Genomic DNA, 22,242 nt, shown 5'->3' with positions numbered 1-22,242 from the left:
TCCTGTACGTGTACCGGTGGAAAGCGCTGCCGCGCCTAAGTTCACATTCGTAGTCTGGTCTGCCTCTCCCCACATAAAGGATAAACATGGCAACGACTGCTTTGGTCGTTCTCTGCCGGTCACCATCGACAGAGAGCAGCTTCTAAAAGACGACTGACCGAGCGTTCTACTGCACAGGGCACGACTCCGCTTCCGCGCGTATCGCTTCGATCACTGAACGTCTCTCGCCGATCTCGCTGCGAAAACGCCGGATGGCCGGAAACGCGCTCAACGCGACCCCCAAGTGTTCCGACCAGCCCAGCACGGTAAACAGGTAAGCGTCGGCGATGCTGAAGCGCTCGCCGAACGCGTATCCCTGGTCGGCCAGCGCCTGCTCCATGTAACCCAGGCGCTTGGCAAGTCGCTCGCGCAGCAGCGCTTTCACAGGCTCCGGTATTTCTTCGCTGAACAGCGGGCTCATCCCGGCATGCAACTCGCTGCCGATGAAGTTCAGCTGGGCTTGCAGCTGCGTGCGCTGCAGCGTGCCGTTGGCTGGCGCCAGCGCCGCCTCGGGGCGCAGGTCGGCGAGGTACTGTAGAATCGCCGCGCCTTCGGTGAGTACGGGGCCATCGGTCAACTCCAGCGCTGCCACATAGCCCTTCGGGTTGATGTGCCGGAAGTCGCGGCCATCGGCGGTGCGCTTGGTCTGGTTGTTCACCCGCACCAGCGTGAACGGCAGCTCCAGTTCACGCAGCACGATGTGCGGTGCGAGGGAACAGGCCTGGGGAGCAAAGTAGAGTTTCATCGGGAGTGACCCTGGCTGGAATGGGCGGCCAGTATTTCCCAGTTCGAGCCCGCGCATAAGAACGCACTTTTATGTGGCCAGGGCACAGAAAGGTTACCTGGAAGCAAGTGATGAAGAAGAACGTTTCGGGCTGCTCGGTCGAGGAAGCCATGCACGTCATCGGCGGGCGTTGGCGCTTGCTGCTGGTTTCCTACCTACTCGACGGCAGCAAGCGCTTCAATCAACTGCGCCGGGACATGCCACAGATATCCCAGCGCGTACTGACGCTGGAACTGCGGGCGCTGGAAGAAGCGGGCCTGATCGAGAGAACCGTGTACCCCGAGGTGCCGCCACGCGTGGAGTATTGCCTGAGCGCTGATGGCGATCGGTTACGACCAGTGGTAGAGGTGGTGAGAACCTTTGGCTTGTGGCTGAAGGCCAGACCTGGCCCCAGTACGTGAGTTGTGGAGTGATGGCTGTAGGCTCCAGCTCGCGCGGGGTCGCCGCCTGACACCCAGACTTCAGCCATTTGCAGTTCGCATGCAAGTTCGCTCCAGCCAAAGCTCCCAAGCCATCTAACTGCAAGCCTTGGGCGTCCGCTTCGGGTCGGAAGCGGCCCTAAGATCGCATGCGATGCACCCTAGCCCTTCACTCATGTGGAGGACAAATCATGGCCACACCCGCAACGAAAGCTCGCGAACCTTGGAACAAGGGCAAACTGGTCGGCCAAAAAGCACCGCTACGACTTGGGGACATTTGGGCTATCAGAGTGCGACTTGAGATCGCAAACAAGGAACGTGATCTGGCGCTGTTCAACCTCGCCATCGACAGCAAGCTGCGAGCCTGTGATTTAACGAAGCTGCGCGTCAGAGACATAGCTCACGGCGATCATGTGTCGACGCGCGCGATCGTGATGCAGCAGAAGACCCAGCGACCGGTGCAGTTCGAAATCACTGCTCAGACGCGAGCATCGGTTGAAGCTTGGATCCGAACAGCTTGCCGTCGTAACGACGATTTCCTTTTTCCCAGTAGTGCTCGAATTTCAGCTCACATTTCCACGAGGCAGTACGCCCGCATTGTGAAAGCCTGGATAACCACAATCGGCCTCGACCCCACACTCTACGGAACTCACACGCTTCGTAGGACCAAAGCATCGCTGATCTATCGCAGAACGAAAAACCTGAGAGCAGTGCAGTTGTTGCTCGGCCATACGAAGCTGGAGAGTACTGTTAGGTATTTGGGTATCGAGGTCGATGACGCTCTGGCGATGGCGGAACAGACTGAGGTTTGACCATGCATCCGCCTGAGTGCTGGCCGCCTGCGTAACGCTACCCGCGGCAATCAACTGAAAGAGTCCGGCACCGTGGACCGGTGCCGGCCATATGCCAAGCTGCAGCCAGACTCGCTACGGGAGGATTCTTTGTTCATATGCACCCAACTTACTGGAATGAATCTGGATCGGCTATCTTTCCCACCAAGTTCAATCCCATTAGGGAAAAATCCCCGCAACTGCGACCATTAAAACCTCTAAATCAAAAAACAGAAAGACCAAATAAAAACTCATGAAAGACATAATATCGATGCTCATCCGGCAGACCATTCATCCGAATAATCAAAATTAATCTTAAAATCCCTGCAAACCTCCCCGCTCGCTGTATAATCTAATTCCTCTGCCGTGTTTAGCGGCTCCGTCTTGATGCATGACGCCCATCTCCTCGGCCACTTCACTCTGCAGCAACTCCCGTGGAGATCATCATGGCTATTCGTCAGAATGGAACCGTAAAATGGTTCAACGCAGTAAAAGGTTTTGGCTTCATTACCCCCGAGATGGGGCCGGATATATTCGTCCATTTTCGAGAAATCGACACTCCAGGCTTCAAGTCACTGGATGAAGGTCAGCGCGTGAGCTTCCTGGTGGGCGTTGGCCCTAAAGGTGACCAGGCCGAGCAGGTTAAAGTACTGTGAAATCCCCAGACCCCGCTAACTGCGGGGTCTCTCATTGGGATCAAGCCATGCGACTCTCAGGGAAATAGCGGGGATTCGACATGAAAGAAAAGCGATTTGGGCAAAGCCTTAATATTGCAAGCAGTTGCCTGACACAGGCGATAAATGATCTTGCGGCAGAAGAAGTCAGTTCCGAATCCTCCACGAATAGGGAGAATCTCGCCAGAATCAGACAACAACTTGAATGTGTCGCCGTGATCATGGACTCACTCAAGCGGGCCAATACCCAGTCAATCTCGAATATATTTCCAATCCGCTGATTAGAAACCACCTGACCGGCTTCAATCTTACAAAAAGGCGGGGCACGGCCAGACGAACCCCGGTGCGCTGCTGAGGCGGCCCTGGTCCACATCAAGCACGAAGCGTTTGTTCGCCGTATCCAGCCCCAAGAGACTCCATGGAACTGCAAACCGTTTTTCTCCCATCTCCGTGAATCCGCCAAACGACAGATTGGCACACGCAACTTGCCCACTTTGCGAATCCAGCATGATTTCCGGAGGGCCGCCAAGGCCTTCATCCTCGGAGTTGCAGTTGTCACTCCCGATGAGCCTATCTGCGCCCGGCCGGGGCAGGAATGGTCATCGGCGACTATGCCGTTATGGCCCTCGTAAATACCGCAGGAATCGCGATCTTCAATGTTCACGCCCACTCTGGAACGATGCGATGACAGGGTCGTACAAGGCGCCAGATCAGCATCCGCCGCCGCAAGCTCCAGGTTGCGCGCAAATAGGAGCCCGGTCTGTGCGATAGGGAACTTTGCACCACCGGCAAAGGCCTGAAATTGTATGCTTGAATAGTCGCGATACGCCCCGTGAGGAGGCCGCCATGCGAGAGACTCCCTCCCCCGCGCAGAACCATTTACTGGCCGCACTCCCCCGCGAGGTTCAGGAACGCCTTTTTCCCCATCTGGAGCTGCAACGCCTGGATCTGGGCAAGGTGATCTACGAACCCGGTGATGCGATGCGTTACGTGTTCTTCCCCACCGACTCCATCATTTCGCTTTTGTACGTGATGGAAAGTGGTGCATCGGCCGAGATATCCGTGGTCGGTAACGAGGGGCTGGTCGGTATAGCCGTCTTCATGGGCGGCGAGAGCACCCCCAGCCGCGCTATCGTGCAAAGCGCCGGCAGCGTTTACCGGCTCGCGGGGCAACGAATGAAGGACGAGTTCAGTCGCCACGGCGACATGCTCATGTTGTTGCTCCGCTATACCCAGGCATTGATCACTCAGATGGCCCAGACGGCAGTCTGCAACCGCCATCACTCCATCGACCAGCAACTCTGCCGCTGGCTGCTGCTGTCCCTCGATCGCCTGCCCGGCAACAAGCTGATCATGACCCAGGAGCTCATCGCCAACATGCTCGGTGTACGGCGAGAGGGCGTCACAGAAGCGGCCGGCAAACTGCAGAAGCAAGGTGTGATCGAGTACAGCCGGGGGCGGATCACCGTGCTGGACCGCCCGCGCCTGGAGGCATTGAGCTGCGAGTGTTACGCGGTGGTGAAGGCGGAAACCGACCGCTTGCTACCCTACGTTCCCCGTCGTCCAGGCCATGCGGCGGAGTGACACGAGTTTACAGGAACAGCTCGAGGCGATGCTCGCCAACCGCCAGCGGCACCCGCACCGGGCTTTCGCCGCAGACCAGTGAAAGGCCATCCAGAAGCGCACGCTGGATGCCGCGGCAGTGCGTCCCGGCCGAGGCCACGACGATGCTGTAATGGCAACTATCCACCGTCACGCTGGCGTCGAACCCCGGCCAGTCCAGCGGAATACACGGATCGATGAGCAGACTTGCACCCTCGCGCCGGAGCCCCAGAATCCCTTCCACCCCCGCACGGTACATCCAGCCAGCGGAGCCGGTGTACCAGCTCCAGCCACCACGCCCGACATGGGGTTCAACGGAATAGACATCGGCCGCGACGACATAGGGTTCGATCCTGTAACACTCCACCTCTGTTGCGGTACGTGCATGGTTGATCGGGTTGAGCAGGGAGAACAGCCCGGCCGCCTTGTCGCCCTCACCGAGACGGGCAAACGCCAGGATGCTCCACATCGCCGCATGACTGTATTGCCCGCCGTTCTCGCGCAGGCCCGGCGGATATCCCTTGATGTAGCCAGGATCGCGCGGCGATTGATCGAAGGGTGGAGTGAACAGCAAGGCCAACCCATCATCCTGACGGATCAACCAGCGCTCCAGCGAGGCCATGGCAGTGGCTGCGCGCTCGGGATTCGCGCCGCCACAGAGCACCGCCCAGGACTGGGCGATGGAATCGATCCGGCATTCGTCGCTGGCCGCCGAGCCGAGCCAGGTGCCGTCGTCGAAAGTCGCTCGGCGATACCACTGGCCATCCCAGCCATGCTCCTCCAAGGCCAGCTGCAGCGCCGCCGAATGTTTCCGCCAGCGCACGCACCGCACCTCATCACGCCCCTCGGCCAGAGCACCGAAGCGCTCCAGGGTATGCAACAGCAACCAGCCGAGCCACACACTTTGGCCCTGCCCGCCGACGCCCACACGGTTCATTCCGTCGTTCCAGTCTCCGCTCCCCATCAGTGGCAGGCCGTGGGCGCCGGTCATCTCCAGGCACTGGTCCAGGCCCCGAGCGCAGTGCTCGAACAGTGAAGCGCTCTCCTCCGCAAGCATCGGCTGGAAAAACGTATCGCTCTCGCCAGGATGCAGCTGTGGCCCTTCGAGGAAAGGCAGCATTTCGTCGAGCACCGCAAGGTCCGCGGATGACTCGATATAGCTGGCACAGGCATAGGCCAACCAGACCCGGTCATCGGAGATTCGCGTGCGCACTCCCTGCCCCGTCTGTTCCAGCCACCAGTGCTGCACATCGCCCTCGACGAACTGGCGCCCGGCGGCCCGCAGCAGGTGATGGCGGGTCAGCTCTGGGCAGGCGAAAGACAGCGCCAGACCATCCTGCAACTGGTCACGGAAACCATAAGCACCGCTGGCCTGGTAGAACGCCGAACGGGAATGGATGCGGCACGCCAGCGTCTGGTAGAGCAACCAGCCGTTGAGCATCAGGTCCATGGCGCGATCAGGCGTGCGCACCTGGACTGCGCCCAGCCGCTGCTGCCAGTACCGCGTCACATCGGCCAATACCGCATCGAGATCGATGCTGCGATATCGCTCCACGAGACCACGAACCTCTTCGTCCGATCCGGCTTGCCCCAGCAACGCCAGCACTTCCACGGACTCGCCGACACCCAGCTCGACGATGCATTGCAGGGCAGCGCAAGGATCGAAGCCAGCGCCGGTGGCGCCCGACAACGCCGCGGCGCCGAGCAGAGCCCGAGGAGCCGACAGGCTACCGGCAGGGCCGATGAATTCGCCGCGATCGGCGGTCCAGCTGCTCTGCCGCCCGCCCAGGTCGGCGAAAGCCAGCCGCTCAGAATAAGCGATGCTCCACGGGTTACGTGCCAGTAGCGCGCCGCTGTCGACATCCACCCCAGTCAGGATGAAAGGGGCGCAGGCTCCGCGCGCGGTACCCAGTACCCATTCCACGTAAGCCGTCACCGATAGCCGGCGCGGCCGGCCGGAGGCATTGCGCAGTGTGAGCCGCGATATCTTCAGCGGGTCATCCAGCGGCACGTACTGCAGCAGCTGCGCCTCGATACCGTGGGCTGTGTGGCTGAACCGACTGTAGCCGAAACCATGGGCGGCGCGGTACAAGCCTGCGTCGCGGATCGGCCGGGCGGTAACGCCCCACAATGCCATGCTGTCTTCGTCGCGCAGGTAGAAAGCCTCACCTGCAGGATCGATGACCGGGTCGTTGGACCAGGGGCTGAGCTGATTGTCCCGGCTGTTGCCTGCCCAGGTGTAGCCGCTGCCTTCCGCCGAGACCTGGAAGCCGAACGCTGGATTGGCGATCACATTGATCCACGGCGCCGGGGTCGTGTGGCCATTGTTCAGAACGATGTGGTACTCGCGCCCGCCCAGCGCAAAGCCGCCCAGCCCGTTGAAAAATTCCAGCAGCTCATCACTGCTCGTTACCTCGGTCGCGGGCAGCAGCGGCAAGGCCGCCGGTGCATGCCGGGCGGCAGACGGCTGCGGCTTGGCCGGCGGCAGACGCCCCAGGTGGGCAGCGATGGGGCCGCGGCGCGCCAGCAGGTTGACCCGCGCCACGGCGTTCAGCAGTTCCCGCGCCTCCACGGTCATCAGGTCGGCGCGCAAGGTGTACACGGCGCCGCGCGAGGCCTGGCCCTCGCTGCGTTGACGCGAGGGGCTGCTGCGTACGGCGGTTTCGATGGCGGTCTGCAGATCCTGGACATAGGACGAGGCTCGTTCGTTGACGATCACCAGGTCAACGTCCAGGCCCTTCATCCGCCAGTACTCGCGGGCGCGCAGGAGCTGCCGCAGCAGCGACAAATCGTCGATTTCGTCGATGCGCAACAGGACGATCGGCAAATCTCCGGAAATCGCCAGCGGCCAGAGCCCGGACTGGCGCCCTGCGCCGCGCCGGAGGGCTTCCTGCGGTGCCCTCCAGCGATAATCCGCATAGAGAATCGGCGCCGCCAGGCGCTGGAAATCGGCGGCCTCCTCGGCATCGATGCCCAGGTCGCGCAATTCCACCTGGGCCTGGGTCCAGGCTAGGGTCTTGGCGCGTTCGAAAGCGTTGCGTTCATGGTGTTTGTCGATCAGGTCAAGCAAGGCTTCCCGGGTACTGGCTACCAGTGTCCAGAATGCCACCCGTGCAACCTTGCCGGGTGCCACCCGCAGGCGCAGGCGGAGGGAGAAAATCGGATCGAGCACGCTGCCCTGGGAGTTGCCCAGGGCACGGTGGCCCAGAACTGCCTGCGCCTCCCGCAGGGTTCGGCCACGGCCGAGGAAGCGGGCGCGGTCGGACTCATACTGCGTCTCGCCGATCACCTCGCCCTCGACCACTGCGAAATGGGCTGCCCAGATCGACGGATCGTCCGGCGAGCGCAGGCGTCGCGTGGCGACCAGGGCGCCGAACTCGGCAAGGTATTCTGTCTGTACGAACATCCGCGAGAACACCGGATGCGCGCCATCGGCTGCCGGCGTTGCCAGCACCACTTCGGCATAGGAAGTCAGTTCGATTTCGCGTGCACGGCGACCATGGTTGGTCAGCGACACCCGCCGCACCTCGCCATCGTCCTCTCCGGACACCAGTACTTCCAGGCTGGTCAGCAGCGCGGCGTCGCGCTGGATGAACTCGGCGTGGTCCTCGTCGAACAGTACCTCGCCATTCTCCAGCGGTTGTCCGCCAGGCTGCGCCGTGGCCGACCACAGTGCGCCGCTCTGCAGGTCGCGCAGGAAGATGAAACTGCCCCAGTCGTCGCAGGTGGCATCCTCGCGCCAGCGCGTCACTGCGATATCTCCCCAGCGGCTGTAGCCGCCACCGCTGGCAGTCAGCATCAATGCGTAGCGGCCGTTGGACAGCAGATGAGTGATCGGCGGCCCATCGAGCATTGCATCGACTCGGCGCAGCGTGGACGCATCGGCAATGGTGTCGCTGGGCGCTACCGTTACTTCCTCGGCGCGGGGATGCCCCAGCGCCACATCGCGCGGGACGCGCTCCTGCAATAGCAGTTCGCTGGCCTGGATCATCGGCTCGCGATGCAGGCGGCAGCGCATGCGCCCGTGCTGCAGGGTATTGGCGATGGCGACGATGCTCATGCCCTGGTGGTGGGCCATGAAACTGCAGACGATGGCGACGCTTTCCCCGTCCTGCAGGCGTGAGCGGGTGAAGTCCAGAGCCTCGTAGAAGCCATAGCGGCCGAGCGCACCGACGGCTGTCAAGTGATCGAAATTGCGCTGCGCCCCTTGCGCATCGACCATGGTCGCCAGCGCCGTGGCATAGGGCGCTATGACAACGTTCTCGGCCAACCCGCGTTTGAGACCAAGACCCGGCACGCCGAAGTTCGAATACTGGTAGGTGAATTCCAGATCGCGGGCGTTGTAGGCCGATTCGGAGATGCCCCAGGGGATGCCCAGCGCGGCGCCGTAGGCCTGCTGCCGCGCCACGACAAGGCGATTGGTCTGTTCCAGCAGGCTGCCGGCCGGCGCCCGCATGACCAGCGAGGGCATCAGGTACTCGAACATCGAGCCGGACCAGGAGATCAGCGCCGAGCCACCGGGCACCGGCGTGGCCGTGCGGCCCAGGCGGAACCAGTGGCGGGTCGGCAGGTCGCCCTTGGCGATGGCGAACAGGCTGGCCAGGCGCGCCTCGGAGGCCAGCAGGTCGTAGCAATTAGGGTCCAGGCGGTTGTCGTCCACGCAATAGCCGATGGACAGCAGCTTGCGCTCCTGGTTGAGCAGGAAACCGAAATCCATCTCCAGTGCCAGCCGGCGCGCCGTATCGGCCAGAGCCTGAAGGCGTCGGCCCAATGCCTTTTCATGGCCATGCCGTCGGTCTCGGCTGTGCTCGGCGAAGGCCCTGCGCAGTGCGTCGAACCAGAACGACAGGTCGCCGCCCTCCTCGCCAGCCGGCGCGAGGCCCGCGACGCCCCGCACGGCCTTTTCCGCGCGGTGCCCGAGAGCGGGCAGCAAGGCGTCGAGCGACTGTGGGCCGGTGAGGGCCCGGTGAATCTCCCGCACGTCGGCCTTCACCTGCAGCAACGCGACATCTTCAGCCAGCGGCAGCGCTGCAACGGCTTGCCGTGCCAGGTGCAGGGTGTCGAGCAGGCCCTGGCGGGCTTCCTCCACCAGCGGGCTTGCGCGCCACTCCTCGCACGCGTTGGCCAGCACGATCAGGTGCCCAGCCAGGTTGCCGCTGTCCACCGAGGACAGGTACCTCGGTTCCAGGGCCCGCAGGTCGCGGGTTCCGTACCAGTTGAAGAAATGGCCGTGGCTGCGCGGCAGCTTCTCCAGCACCGCCAGGGTGCCTTCCAGGCGCTCAAGCGTCTGCAGGCCGCCGGCCCAGCCGAAATCGCGAGCGGCCACCGCGGACAGCAGGTAGAGGCCGATATTGGTAGGCGAGGTGCGGTGAGCCAGCACAGGCCTGGGCTGCTCCTGGAAGTTGTCCGGCGGCAGCAGATTGTCCGCCGGCGTGACGAAGGTCTCGAAGAAGCGCCAGGTTCGCCGTGCGCACAGGCGCAGTGCGGTTGCGTCATCCTCCTCCAGGCCCGAACGACGCGACGGCTGCGTGGGCCTGCTGCTGTAGAACGCGAGCAGAGGCGCGCTCAACCAGAGCAGGGTCAATGGCAGGATCAGCAACCAGTTCGCCGGCTGCAATGCCAACCCGGTGATGCCGGCCGATGCGGCGAGGGCCGTCCCGCCGGCCATCTGCCGATAGCTGCCGAGCCAGCCAGGGCGCGGCTTGCGTGAGGACTGTGCGGCAGTGGTCCACTCCAGCAGGTTGCGCTGGCTGACGTACATCCGCCAAAGCGTGCGCAGGATGGCATCGACCATGCTCGAGGCATCGTTTGGCAGAAAGGCCAGCGACAGCAGGATCTGCAGCAACGCACGACGGAAGTCGGCGCCGAGCATGGCGAAGTGGCTGCGTAATCGAACACCGGAGCGCGCTGGCAGCAACGCGCAGTAGATCGGCAGTAACGGCGGGATCGCCTGGGTCAGAATGACCAACGTCGCGGCCAGCAGTGCCTGCGGCAATGGCAGCCACCAGCAGAGCAGCAGGCTGGCCAGGGCGAAGGGCACGACCAGCGACCGGCGCAGGTTGTCGAGCATCTTGCAGCGGCCGATCAACGGCATCGCCTGCGGCCCGCGCCAGTGGCCGAGCATCCACGGCAATAGCTGCCAGTCGCCGCGGGTCCAGCGGTGCATACGCCTGCTCGCCACATCGAAGCGCGACGGCGACTCTTCGACGACCTCGACATCCGACGCCAGCCCTGCGCGGGCGAAGATGCCTTCGAAGAGATCATGGCTGAGCAGTCGATTGTCCGCAACCCGGCCGGCCATCGCGCGCTCGAAGGCATCGACGTCATAAATCCCCTTGCCGGTGAAGGAGCCTTCACCGAACAGATCCTGATAAACGTCCGACACCGCCGCCGCGTAGGGGTCCATGCCTGCCGGGCCGGAAAAGACGCGCTGGTACAACGAGCCCTCCCCGCCCATCGGCAGCGATGGCGTCACCCGCGGCTGGAGTACCGCGTGGCCGTTGATCACTCGCTGCTGCAGGGCATCGAAGCGCGGCTGGTTCAGCGGGTGGCCCATCTTGCCGATAAGGCGCAGGGCCGCCTCGCGGGGCAGGCGAGTATCGGCGTCGAGGGTGATGACCAAGCGTACCTCGCTCGGCACTCGCGGCGGCTCTCCGGCAATCGCCACGAAGCTGGTATCGGTGGCGCCGCGCAACAGCCGGTTCAGTTCATGCAACTTTCCGCGCTTGCGCTCCCAGCCCATCCAACAGCCCTCGGCAGGGTTGAAGCAGCGCCTGCGAAACAGCACGAAGAAGCGCTGGCCGCCGGGCCCCTGGCCGTAATGCCGATTCAGGCGGTCGATGGCCGCAGCCGCAACAGCGAGCAGCGGTGCATCACTGGGCAGGACCTCCTGTGGCGCGTCGACGCCATCGAGAATCAGCACGAAGGTCAGGTCACCGCCGATACCCGCGAGATGGTGGACCTCCAGCCGCTCGATCTGCTCCAGCAGATCGGCCTCAGTGGTCAGCAAGGTCGGCACCGCCACCACGGTGCGCAACGCCTGTGGCACGCCGGCCAGGAGTTCCAGCGCAGGCAGCGTTATCGCGCCAAAGCTCCAGGTCACCAAGCGGTTGATGAGTGCCGTGGCCACTTCGGTCACCGGAACGCAAAGGCAGGCCAGGAAGGCCAGCATCCAGCCCCAGGAGGGCGCAGGCTGATTCAGCAGATGGAATACGAATCCCAGCAGCACCAGGCTGAGCAGGCCGATGGTACCGATGTAGCCGCCCATGCCCAGGCGCACGCTGAAGCGATTCAGGCGCAGGTGCAGCGTCGGGCTGAAGCCGATGGCGCGCTCCAGCGTCGGGCGGCCTTCAGCAATCAGATGAAACCCGGGATCGGATTCACGGCGTGGGTCTTCGCCTTCCGGATGTTCGGCAACAGACAGACGGCAAGCCTCCAGGGCGTGATCGACCACCTGGAGCTCGTCCAGGCACGAGCCGCGCGCCAACTGTTCGATGGCGCTGCGATAGAGGTTACGAGTGGGGAAGTCCATGGCAGCGAAGTTGCTGCCGTCGCGCAGCCGCGCGTCGACCAGGCTGACACTCTCGAAAAGCTGTGCCCAGTCGATATCGGAGATCAGGCGCATGCTGGTAATCACATTGCGCACTGTGACATTGGAGGCGCCCAGGCGCTGCTGCGCATGCTGGACCGCCGCTTCGACGCTGACGCCCTGTGCGTGCAGGCGCTCTTCGAGCCAACCAAGTGTCGGTGTCGTGCGCGGGTCCTGGTCGCGCATGCGTTTGGCCAGTTGGGCTGAGAACACCTCGGAAAGCGGACCGGTCGAGCGCGCGGCGATATCCGCCTCCAGCGCCGAGCGAGCGTGCCCTGGCGAGAGCAGGCGCTCGGCCAGGGCATCGGCATCGGCACGGGCTATGCGGCCGGCGCTGATCTGCTCGGCCAGGCGCCGCAGGTTCTCGATCAGGACGATGCGCAGGGTGATCGCCACCGCCCACAGTTCGCCAATGGTCAGTGGCTGGACTCGCTGGTAGGCATGGATGAAGCGCTGCAGCAGTTCCACATCGAGGTGGCTGTCGGTGTGCGCCACGAAGGCCCAGGCCAGGCCGAAGACCCGCGGGTAGCCGGCGAACGGTCCATCGGCGAGCTTGGGCAACTGCCGGTAGTAGCTAGGCGGCAGGTCGTCGCGGACCTCACGGATCTGTTCTTCGACGATGTGGTAATTGTCCAGCAGCCACTCGGCAGCCGGTACCAAACCATTGCCCCTTTCCAACTCGACAGCGCTGGCTCGGTAGGCAGCCAGCAGGACAAGGGCGTTGTCATCCAGGCGCACATGCAACGGCAGTACACGCCTTGGCGTATCCGTCACTTGTTGTGCCAGGGCCAGGCTCTGCGCGTGCTGTTCGAGCCGTTCGATGCCGAAGAGTTCTTCGCGAACCGGTACCAGACTGTCCCAGGGAGGCTTCGATCGGCCGCGGCGCAAGGCCCGGAAATGGAGCGACATCATGGCAATGCTCCGGAAGTGCGTCGGAAACCTGGCAGGTCGACACGAGCGCCAGGGTGGCACGTACAGAGAAAGCCCCCTCTGTCGGTACCCGGAGGCTCCTGAAGTGGGGCATGCCTGAGTCCAACCTTCGCAGACCAGGACTACGACGTCGGTGCGGTTGCGCACTTAAGGGCCGCCTGAGGCTCGGCTCGGTGCCTGCCAGGCGCATTGATCATTCTTATCGCACTATTCCAATGAAAGGCAGGTCGTCTAATCAATGGCCTGTGTCATTGCCTCCCCCACAGGAAACGCTGGTTCCGTTCCATGCATCGAATGCACGTCCAGCCCCCGAGCGCCGATACGTCTCAGGGCAATTCCCTAGCCCGCTGAAGAGGTGACTGTCATGGAATCGAACGACATCAATGCACGGTTCTACGAGGACTTGCGCCATCTGATCGCGCAATCGGCGTTCACGCCGGACAGTCCGCAGGATGTGATCGCCCGCTACATCCTCGCCCATGGCTTTGCGGCGCTCTCCGAGACCCAGTTGCAGCAGTTCTGCACCGAGTTGCTACCCATGCTGGAGGAACTGGGAGTGGAGGCGCCGCATCAGATAGAGGCCACGTTGCCGAAGGAAACCGCGGCCACATCAGCCCGTGCGGAAGACCAGGCGCCGAGCTTGCCCGGGGATACTGGAGGCAAGCCATGATGGGCGCCCGCACACCAGCAGAGGATCACATAGCCGAGCGCTCCCTGTCCCACGGGAGCTTTCAAGCATTGGCAACCTGGACTGGATGACAACGACATGGGCAGTATTTCACCGCACATCCTCCTGCTGGAGGACGAGCTGACCGTCCGCATTCTGATGACGCAGATCCTGGCCAATCTTCTCGACGCGCAGGTCACCGCCTTCTCCAGCGCCGAAGATGGAATCGAGCACCTGAAGCAGCCGGACACGCGGGTGGATCTGATCATCACCGACATTCAGATGGTCGGGCTGCTCGACGGCTACGACGTTGCCAGACTCTCTCTGCAGCACTGTCCCTCGACGCCCGTCGTGATCACCTCGGGACTCAATGGACCGGAGCGCAGAAAGCCGCTCGAGAACTCGACGTTCCTGGCCAAGCCATGGGACCTCGCAACGCTCGAGGGCACTCTTCGTGCGCTCCCGGAACGAAGGACGCCTGGTGGTGAGGAGGAGCCCTGATTGCAATCGACGGCTACTGACACTCGAAGTCCAGGCTCTCATCCTCGGTAACTCTGCGTGCCGGAACCTGTGCTTCCTCTGCAGGCGGGGTGAAGACGAGGGCCAGCTCTCCCTGCAACCATTGACTGAGCGTTCTCAGCGCTTGCGCGCCTTGCAGGCAATGCTGGCCGATGCCCACGAACGTAATCCCCTCCCTCTGCAGGAAGGACATGAGCTGAAGGCTGATGGAGCCCATGGCGGACCGAGAGAGTGCGCATGAGTAACCCGGAAGCCAGGTGTCGAGCATTTTCCCGGCAGCGATCAGTGACAATCTGTTCATCGGCTCTGGTGACCTCCATCGTAACCGGCAGCTGCACGATCAACGACGCGGCCTGCGCCGAACCGCCGGCGTTTCTTTCACCCTGATCTGGCGATTGGCCTGCGGCACAGGGTGTGTCGTCATGGACAGCTGACGCCATGCCCTCCTGCAGAGAATCACCGCATGCCGCCATTGGCGCCGCAGACCCGCCGCCACACTGCGTTTTCTGTAGTCATCCATCGATGGCGCATCACTGGTCATGAACATCTCCGGCGCGGCCGGGCTTCGTGCCCTTCTCCGGTCGATAGGTCGGATTTCCAGCAGAATCGACCTCCAGCGATTGCTGGAGTACCGCTTCCGCTCTGGTCTTCGGATTGGAGTAGTTATCTGAGCCCGGCAAACGCGGCGCTTCGTTGCGTCTGCCTTGCGGATGAGTCTTCCCCTTGGGTTCAGCGGCCCCGCCATGGGGGCCTTGCTTGCCTGTCTGGTTCATGGTCGCCTCGCCGCGCTTCCCACTCCTGCACCTTGCAGAGTGTGGAGGGAGCGACAATGACAACCTTTCACCAGGTTGTCGGTGCGGTAGCCCACTTGCGCTGGTCACCCAATAACGGGCACCGGTACGTGCGTTAACAGACGGACCGACGCCTTGGCTTCGCGGATGCTGGAAACTGGTTCGAAAGGTCGCGCTGCAGGAGAGCAACCATGACCCACTACTGCCATCAGGTCTCAGGTGTGTTCACCCGACGATCACAGGCCGATTGCGCGAAACAGGACCTGTTGGGGTTAGGCATTCGTCTGGATCGAGTGCGCATATTCGACAACCAGGAACTGGTGCCCTCCGGGCGCCTGCGCGCGAAGCGGCGCCCCTTCAGGCAGGTCATCAAGGGCGTTGCCGTCGGGGCGCTGTTCGGCCTGCTGGTCAGTGCGCTGCTCGCAATCGCCATGACGAACGCCGGAGCAGGCCTCTTCGGCGGCTCGCCGCTGCTCGAATTGCTGGGCTGGGGTGCTGTCGTGGGAGGGCTGGCGGGCGCGGCAATCGGCGCTTCGGCGAACTTCAGCCAGGACGACCATCCCTTCGGGTACACCCTCCTGCCAGGAAATGTCGTTCTGCTTGCCGAGACCCACTCGGCGCGCGAAACCCTGCGCGCCTTCGAAGTCATCGAAAGAGCGCCCGGAGTCGGTGCGCACATGGACATCAGCCTGGTCTGAGTTGGCACATGACGACGCAGCGGCCGACTTCGGGCAGCCGACGGACAACAGCGTCAGGATGGCCCTCCGTGCGCCATCGCACGCTCGGCGGGAACTACTCCTCCGAGGGATCGCCCGGAGACTTGTGCGGAGCCTGTGATGGGTCTTCAGCCGGATCAACCGATGGCGGCAGCGTCGGCTGTTTCTTGTCGCGATCTCGAAATGAATATCGCTCGGCGGGAGAGCCATATTCACCGCCCGGCAGTGTGGGCCTGACACCCCCACCGGCTGGCGACGGGCTGTCAGGAACTGTTCCCGGTTGTTTTTTCATGGCGACCTCTGGTGAGCCGATCACTGCTGATCGCCAGGACGTACCGAAACGCCAGGCCAGCTCGGTGTTGACGGAATGCAACCATGGCAGGTCGCAACTCCTGGCGTCGGTACGCAAGCGCGCTTAGCCCCTCACAAATACCGGCAGTGCTCGCGGGCCCCTTCCCAGCGGATTGCTCCAGTGGTCTAGCGCACAGACAGACGAACGCCTCAGGCGCAATCTTCAAATGAGCGTTGCGCTTGAATGCAGGAGGACACCATGAACCCCATCACCCTCTTCATCGTCACGGTTCTGACGGCCATCGGTGCCGTCCTCATCTACCTTGGCCACTCGGTTGTGGGCATCGTTGTGCTGGTGTGCGCACTGGTCGTCTCGCTGTCCCTCAAGATGGCCAATACCTGGCAGAAATTCGTCGTGTTGCGCGCAGGTAACCTGCAAGGCGTGCGCGGGCCCGGACTGTTCATGATCATTCCGGTCCTGGACAGCGTCGTCGCTGTGATCGACGAGCGAATCCAGACCACGGCGTTCAATGCCGAGCAGGCACTGACTCGCGATACAGTGCCGGTGAACGTCGACGCCATCATCTTCTGGCACGTGCACGACGCCCGCAAAGCGGCACTGGCTATCACCGACTACCGGCAGGCCATCGACCGGGTAGCACAGACCTCTCTGCGGGAAATGATCGGTTCGTCGATGCTGGCCGCGCTGCTATCCGATCGAAGCAGCTCCGATCAGCAGTTGTGCCGCGAGATTGGTGAAAAGACCCAGAAATGGGGTGTCACCGTCGGCTCGGTGGAGATCCGCGACGTGGCCATCCCGGTGGCATTGCAGGACGCCATGTCACGCCAGGCGCAGGCTGAACGCGAGAAGCAGGCGCGAATCATCCTGGGCTCAGCAGAAGCGGAAATCGCCGGACGGTTTGTGGAAGCAGCCACGATCTATGCCGGTCAGCCTACGGCCCTGCAGTTGCGCGCAATGAACATCATCTACGAGACCACCAAGGAGCGCGGAACCACCATCCTCATTCCCAGCTCCATGGTCGACAGCATGAATCCGACTGTCGCCGTCGCAGCTGCGGTGGCCACCCAGGCCGGTACGATCCATGCCAGCGACGAACCTTCGCATGAGAGTCCGCGAGTCAATGTGCAGGCGAACATCGACAGACCGTCAACAATGGGGCGCAGCCAGGATGAACGCAGCACAGCGGGCGTGCACGCCGAACGGGTTGATGCAGCCGTTCCTTAGACAGGATTTGTCCGCTTCCGGCCAATAGCGGACTATCGGCATCGCTATCATCAGTTCTCTAGATCGAGCCTGCCACCAGGCCGGTGCTCATCAGTACAACGAGGAATTGCTTCGACGGCGTGGGATGTTCTTCCAGGGCAAGGAGGAGATCGCAGAATTTGTGACCATAATACATTTTAGTCACTAATTGTCTATCACCATGCCGCTCTGTAGGCTATCACCCATGAACAAGACCCCCTCCCCCAAAGTTGCAGCACGTGGCCCAATGGATCACGAGGTGCGTGATCAGATCGTAGCAGCGGCGACCGAGCACTTCCGCCTGTATGGCTACGAGAAGACCACGGTTTCCGACCTGGCCAAGGCCATCGGTTTTTCCAAGGCCTATATCTACAAGTTCTTCGAGTCCAAGCAGGCCATCGGCGAAATGATCTGCTCGAACTGCCTGCAGCAGATACAGACCGAGGTAAGGGCCGCCATCGATGAGGTGGACAGCCCGCCCGAGAAGCTACGGCGCATGCTTAAGGCGCTAGTGGAAGCCTGCCTGCAGCTGTTCTTCCAGGATCGCAAACTCTACGAGATAGCTGCCTCCGCCGCCTACGGGCGCTGGCCGGCAACCTTGCTCTACGAAGGCTTCATCGAGCAGACCCTTCGCGAGATCCTGCAGCAGGGCCGGCAGAGCGGCGACTTCGAGCGCAAGACGCCCCTGGACGAAACCACCCGCGCGATCCACTTGATCATGCGCCCCTATTTTAACCCGCTGCTGCTCCAGTACGGGCTCGAAACCACCGCTGAAGCTCCGACCCTGCTGTCCAGCCTAGTGTTGCGGAGTCTGTCACCCTGATTAGTGACTATTGACTAAATTGGTCACTAGAATCAAAGTGAGGCTTCCTACGACTTCGCAACGGGTTCCTCATGCGCCGGCGCAACCTCCTTTTGTCCACTCTGGTCGGCGTGATGCCGTTCGTGCTAGTCGCCTGCAGCGACCAGACGCCCCCCGATCCCCGCACTGACGCGCCACTGGTTCGCGCCACCATCATCCAGTCGGCAACCGTTACATCACGTTCCTTCACCGGCATCGTCGCGGCCAGAGTGCAGAGCGACCTGGGTTTCCGCGTGTCCGGCAAGGTGTTGCAGCGCCTGGTCGATACCGGCCAGACCGTCAAGCGTGGCCAGGTGCTTTTGCGTCTGGATCCTATCGACCTGCAACTCGCCGCTCATGCACAGCGCGAGGCGGTGGCCGCCGCGCGAGCAAGGGCTCGGCAGGCCAGCGATGACGAAGCTCGTTACCGCGCCCTACGCGGCACTGGCGCGGTGTCGGCATCCGCCTACGACCAATACAAGGCAGCGGCGGATGCGGCTCGCGCGCAACTCAGTGCAGCCGAGGCACAAGCCAAGGTTGCCGATAACGCCACCCGCTACGCCGAGTTGCTCGCCGATGCCGATGGCATCGTCATGGAAACACTGGCCGAGCCAGGCCAGGTGGTCAGCGCCGGCCAGGCCGTCGTACGGCTCGCACATGCCGGCCCACGCGAAGCGCTGGTGCAACTGCCGGAAACCCTACGCCCGGCAGTCGGCTCCACTGCTGAGGCCAGACTCTTCGGCAGGCAAGACATCAGCGTCGCCACCCGGCTGCGCCAGTTGTCGGATGTCGCCGACCGCCAGACCCGCACCTTCGAGGCGCGCTACGTGCTCGATGACGAGCTGGCTAACGCGCCGCTGGGCACCACCATCACCGTGCAAATCAGCGAGCAGCAGACCGCCCTAACGAGCGCAGTGCAGGTGCCCATTGCCGCTCTGTACGACGGAGGTAACGGGCCTGGCATCTGGGTGATTCGCGGAGAACCGGCGCACGTGGAGTGGACGCCCGTCAGCGTTCAGTCGCTGGATGATGAGAGCGCCCGCATCAGCGGCGCGATCAAGCCGGGCGACCAGATCGTCGCTCTCGGTGCGCACCTACTGCGCGACGGCCAAGCCGTTCGCCTGGCCGAGCCGGTCACCGTGGCGGCAACCGAGGAAGGCCAGCCATGAGCGAAGGTCGTTTCAACCTTTCCGCACTCGCCGTGCGCGAGCGCTCCGTCACCCTGTTCCTGGTCTGCCTGATTTCCCTGGCGGGTCTGGTCGCCTTCTTCAAGCTCGGGCGGGCAGAAGACCCGGCCTTCACCATCAAGGTAATGACCATTGTCACCGCCTGGCCGGGGGCCACCGCCCAGGAAATGCAGGATCAGGTCGCCGAGAAAATCGAGAAACGCCTGCAGGAACTGCGCTGGTACGACCGCAGCGAGACCTATACACGCCCGGGGCTGGCGTTCACCACCCTGTCGCTGCTCGACACCACCCCACCCTCAGAGGTGCCCGAGGAGTTTTACCAGGCGCGCAAGAAGATCAGCGACGAGGCCAAGACGCTGCCTGCCGGGGTTATCGGCCCGATGGTCAACGATGAGTATTCGGACGTCACCTTCGCCCTGTTCGCGCTCAAAGCCAGGGGCGAGCCGCAGCGCCACCTGGTGCGCGACGCCGAGACCCTGCGTCAGCGTCTGCTGCATGTACCCGGCGTGAAAAAGGTCAACATCATCGGCGAGCAAGCCGAGCGCATCTTTGTCGAGTTCTCCCACGAGCGCCTGGCCACCCTAGGCATCGGCCCACAGGACGTGTTCGCCGCGCTCAATGGGCAGAACGCCCTGACCCCGGCCGGCTCCGTGGAAACCCTCGGCCCAGACGTGTTCCTGCGCCTGGATGGTGCTTTCGATGAACTAGAGAAGATTCGTGACACCCCGATCATCGCTCAAGGTCGCACCTTGAAGCTTTCCGATGTCGCCACGGTCAAGCGCGGCTACGAAGATCCAGCCACCTTCCTGATTCGCAACGGCGGCGAACCGGCCCTGTTGCTCGGCATCATCATGCGTGAAGGCTGGAACGGGCTCGATCTGGGCAAGGCCTTGAACGATGAGGCGCAGCAGATCAACGCTGAACTACCGCTGGGCATGAGCCTGAGCAAGGTCACAGACCAGGCCGTCAACATCAGCGCGTCCGTCGACGAGTTCATGATCAAATTCTTCGTCGCGCTGCTGGTGGTCATGCTGGTGTGCTTCGTCAGCATGGGCTGGCGCGTCGGCGTTGTGGTCGCAGTGGCGGTGCCGCTGACCCTGGCGATGGTCTTCGTGGTGATGGCCGCCAGCGGCAAGAACTTCGATCGCATCACCCTGGGCTCGCTGATCCTCGCCCTAGGTCTGCTGGTGGACGATGCGATCATCGCCATCGAGATGATGGTGGTGAAGATGGAGGAAGGCTACGACCGCGTGCGAGCCTCTGCTTACGCCTGGAGCCACACAGCGGCGCCGATGCTCTCCGGCACCCTGGTCACTGCCGTCGGCTTCATGCCCAACGGTTTCGCCCGCTCCACGGCCGGAGAATACACCAGCAACATGTTCTGGATCGTTGGTATCGCATTGATCGCCTCCTGGCTGGTCGCGGTGATCTTCACGCCGTACTTCGGCGTCAAGCTGCTGCCGGCGATCAAGAAGGTCGAGGGCGGTCACGACGCAATCTACAACACCCCGCGTTACAACCGCTTTCGTCGGATTTTGGGTAAGGTCATCGCCCATAAGTGGCTGGTCGCAGGCTCAGTGGTCGGGCTGTTCGTGACGACCGTGCTCGGCATGGCGCTGGTCAAGAAGCAGTTCTTCCCCATATCCGACCGCCCCGAAGTGATGGTCGAGGTACAGATGCCTTATGGCACCTCGATTCTCCAGACCAGCGCCGCTGCGGAAAAAGTCGAGACCTGGCTGGCCCAACAGGCAGAGGCGAAGATCGTCACGGCCTACGTCGGCCAGGGCGCGCCACGCTTCTTCATGGCCATGAGCCCAGAGTTGCCAGATCCGTCGTTCGCCAAGATCGTCGTACGCACCGACAACCCGGAAGAGCGCGAGGCGCTCAAGCACAGGCTGCGCAAGGCGATTGCCGAGGGGCTGGCCAGCGAGGCGCAGGTACGTGTCAGTCAATTGGTGTTCGGCCCATACTCGCCGTATCCGGTGGCCTACCGGATCACCGGCCCGGATCCGCAGCGCCTGCGTGAGATCGCCACCGAGGTGCGCCAAGTGATGGAGGCCAGCCCGCTGATGCGCACAGTCAATACCGATTGGGGCACCCGAGTTCCCACGCTGCACTTCAATCTGCAGCAGGATCGCTTGCAAGCGGTGGGGCTGACCTCCAGTGCCGTCGCGCAGCAACTGCAGTTTTTGCTCAGCGGCGTGCCCGTTACCGCCGTGCGCGAAGACATCCGCACGGTACAGGTGATGGCCCGTGCCGCCGGTGATATTCGCTTCGACCCGGCGCGGATGATGGATTTCACCCTGGCCGGTGCCAATGGTCAGCGCATCCCGCTGTCGCAGGTGGGCGAAGTGGAAGTGCGCATGGAAGAGCCGATCATGCGCTGGCGGGATCGCATGCCGACCCTCACCGTGCGCGGCGATATCGCTGAAGGCCTACAGCCGCCAGACGTGTCGACCGCCATCAGCCAGCAGTTGCAACCCATCATCGAACGGCTGCAAAGCGGCTATCGCATCGAGCAAGCGGGCTCCATCGAGGAATCGGGCAAAGCCAGCAAGGCCATGCTGCCGCTATTCCCGATCATGCTGGCCGTCACGCTGATCATTATCATCCTGCAGGTGCGCTCGATCGCCGCGATGATCATGGTCTTTCTCACCAGCCCGCTGGGGCTGATCGGTGTAGTGCCGACACTGATCCTGTTCCAGCAACCGTTCGGCATTAACGCGCTGGTGGGGCTGATCGCGCTGTCTGGCATCCTCATGCGCAACACGCTGATATTGATCGGGCAGATCCGCCAGAACGAGGCGGCAGGTCTCGATCCGTTCCGCGCCGTGGTCGAGGCCACCGTGCAGCGTGCCCGACCGGTGATTCTTACCGCGTTGGCTGCGATCCTGGCGTTCATCCCTCTCACCCATTCGGTGTTCTGGGGCACGCTCGCTTACACCCTGATCGGCGGTACCTTCGCCGGCACCGTGCTGACCCTGGTGTTCCTGCCGGCCATGTACGCGATCTGGTTCGGCATCCGCCCGATCTACCACAGTCCAATTACGCAGGCACGGCCTGCATGAACCACCCAGTGGTTGTTATAACCGGTGTGTCA

15 protein-coding genes are annotated in these 22,242 nt (G+C 62.8%); 11 read left to right on the top strand and 4 right to left on the bottom strand.

Translation table 11 applies throughout. The features are described from left to right. Positions 1 to 166: 166 nt before the first annotated feature. Entirely contained in the window at positions 167 to 784 is a 618-nt protein-coding gene (gene gstA / locus PNI01S_RS21265) for a glutathione transferase GstA (protein WP_084358977.1), read from the bottom strand. 110 nt (positions 785 to 894) lie between these two features. Between gstA and PNI01S_RS21260 the strand changes: the two genes are divergently transcribed. The 3 genes from PNI01S_RS21260 (at position 895) to PNI01S_RS21250 (ending at position 2,728) form a co-directional block, all read left to right on the top strand. Continuing rightward, positions 895 to 1,224, top strand: coding sequence for a winged helix-turn-helix transcriptional regulator (locus PNI01S_RS21260; protein WP_084358976.1), 330 nt, complete (start codon positions 895 to 897; stop codon positions 1,222 to 1,224). Positions 1,225 to 1,433: 209 nt separating this feature from the next. After that, a complete protein-coding gene (locus PNI01S_RS21255) occupies positions 1,434 to 2,054 on the top strand; it encodes a tyrosine-type recombinase/integrase (RefSeq protein ID WP_084358975.1) in 621 nt (206 codons plus the stop codon). A gap of 464 nt (positions 2,055 to 2,518) precedes the next feature. Continuing rightward, entirely contained in the window at positions 2,519 to 2,728 is a 210-nt protein-coding gene (locus PNI01S_RS21250) for a cold-shock protein (protein ID WP_045217843.1), read from the top strand. A 326-nt stretch (positions 2,729 to 3,054) separates the two neighbouring features. On the opposite strand, the gene PNI01S_RS28765 is transcribed toward PNI01S_RS21250, so the two are convergent. Next, positions 3,055 to 3,255 (bottom strand): PRC-barrel domain-containing protein, encoded by a 201-nt coding sequence (locus PNI01S_RS28765; protein WP_084358974.1) that lies wholly within the window; start codon positions 3,253 to 3,255, stop codon positions 3,055 to 3,057. 337 nt (positions 3,256 to 3,592) lie between these two features. Between PNI01S_RS28765 and PNI01S_RS21240 the strand changes: the two genes are divergently transcribed. Beyond that, entirely contained in the window at positions 3,593 to 4,330 is a 738-nt protein-coding gene (locus tag PNI01S_RS21240; protein WP_084358973.1) for a Crp/Fnr family transcriptional regulator, read from the top strand. A 7-nt stretch (positions 4,331 to 4,337) separates the two neighbouring features. Here PNI01S_RS21240 and PNI01S_RS21235 read toward each other — a convergent pair whose 3' ends face one another. Then, positions 4,338 to 12,848, bottom strand: a complete 8,511-nt coding sequence (locus PNI01S_RS21235) for a glycoside hydrolase family 94 protein (RefSeq protein ID WP_218191857.1) — start codon at positions 12,846 to 12,848, stop codon at positions 4,338 to 4,340. Between the two features lie 382 nt (positions 12,849 to 13,230). On the opposite strand from PNI01S_RS21235, the gene PNI01S_RS21230 reads away from it, so the two are divergent. Then, complete coding sequence (locus tag PNI01S_RS21230; RefSeq protein ID WP_084358972.1) at positions 13,231 to 13,536, top strand: hypothetical protein; 306 nt, start codon at positions 13,231 to 13,233, stop codon at positions 13,534 to 13,536. Between the two features lie 96 nt (positions 13,537 to 13,632). Beyond that, complete coding sequence (locus tag PNI01S_RS21225; RefSeq protein ID WP_084358971.1) at positions 13,633 to 14,034, top strand: response regulator; 402 nt, start codon at positions 13,633 to 13,635, stop codon at positions 14,032 to 14,034. A 548-nt stretch (positions 14,035 to 14,582) separates the two neighbouring features. Here the strand turns inward: PNI01S_RS21225 and PNI01S_RS28400 are convergent. Beyond that, positions 14,583 to 14,825: a hypothetical protein gene (locus PNI01S_RS28400; RefSeq protein ID WP_143514267.1), complete on the bottom strand. Its 243-nt coding sequence runs from the start codon at positions 14,823 to 14,825 to the stop codon at positions 14,583 to 14,585. A gap of 209 nt (positions 14,826 to 15,034) precedes the next feature. Here PNI01S_RS28400 and PNI01S_RS21215 point away from each other — a divergent pair, with 209 nt between their 5' ends. The 5 genes from PNI01S_RS21215 to PNI01S_RS21195 all read left to right on the top strand — a co-directional run bounded on the left by PNI01S_RS21215 (position 15,035) and on the right by PNI01S_RS21195 (position 22,210). Next, positions 15,035 to 15,541 carry a hypothetical protein gene (locus PNI01S_RS21215; RefSeq protein WP_143514266.1) on the top strand — a complete coding sequence of 169 codons (507 nt, stop codon included), beginning with the start codon at positions 15,035 to 15,037 and terminating at the stop codon, positions 15,539 to 15,541. A 568-nt stretch (positions 15,542 to 16,109) separates the two neighbouring features. Further along, on the top strand, positions 16,110 to 17,096 hold the full coding sequence (locus PNI01S_RS21210) for a slipin family protein (protein WP_084359004.1): 987 nt from the start codon (positions 16,110 to 16,112) through the stop codon (positions 17,094 to 17,096). Between the two features lie 223 nt (positions 17,097 to 17,319). After that, positions 17,320 to 17,937: a TetR/AcrR family transcriptional regulator gene (locus tag PNI01S_RS21205; RefSeq protein ID WP_084358969.1), complete on the top strand. Its 618-nt coding sequence runs from the start codon at positions 17,320 to 17,322 to the stop codon at positions 17,935 to 17,937. Between the two features lie 71 nt (positions 17,938 to 18,008). Continuing rightward, the gene (locus tag PNI01S_RS21200) at positions 18,009 to 19,124 is read left to right on the top strand and encodes an efflux RND transporter periplasmic adaptor subunit (protein WP_084358968.1); all 1,116 of its coding nucleotides are present in this window, start codon (positions 18,009 to 18,011) and stop codon (positions 19,122 to 19,124) included. Continuing rightward, entirely contained in the window at positions 19,121 to 22,210 is a 3,090-nt protein-coding gene (locus PNI01S_RS21195) for an efflux RND transporter permease subunit (protein WP_084358967.1), read from the top strand. The genes PNI01S_RS21200 and PNI01S_RS21195 overlap by 4 nt, the downstream gene beginning before the upstream one ends. The last annotated feature ends 32 nt before the right edge of the window (positions 22,211 to 22,242 follow it).

Origin of the sequence: Pseudomonas nitroreducens NBRC 12694, assembly GCF_002091755.1 — a bacterium.
Classification (GTDB): domain Bacteria; phylum Pseudomonadota; class Gammaproteobacteria; order Pseudomonadales; family Pseudomonadaceae; genus Pseudomonas; species Pseudomonas nitroreducens.
Note: the sequence above shows the minus strand (reverse complement) of the source record. Positions and strands in the feature narration are given on the sequence as shown.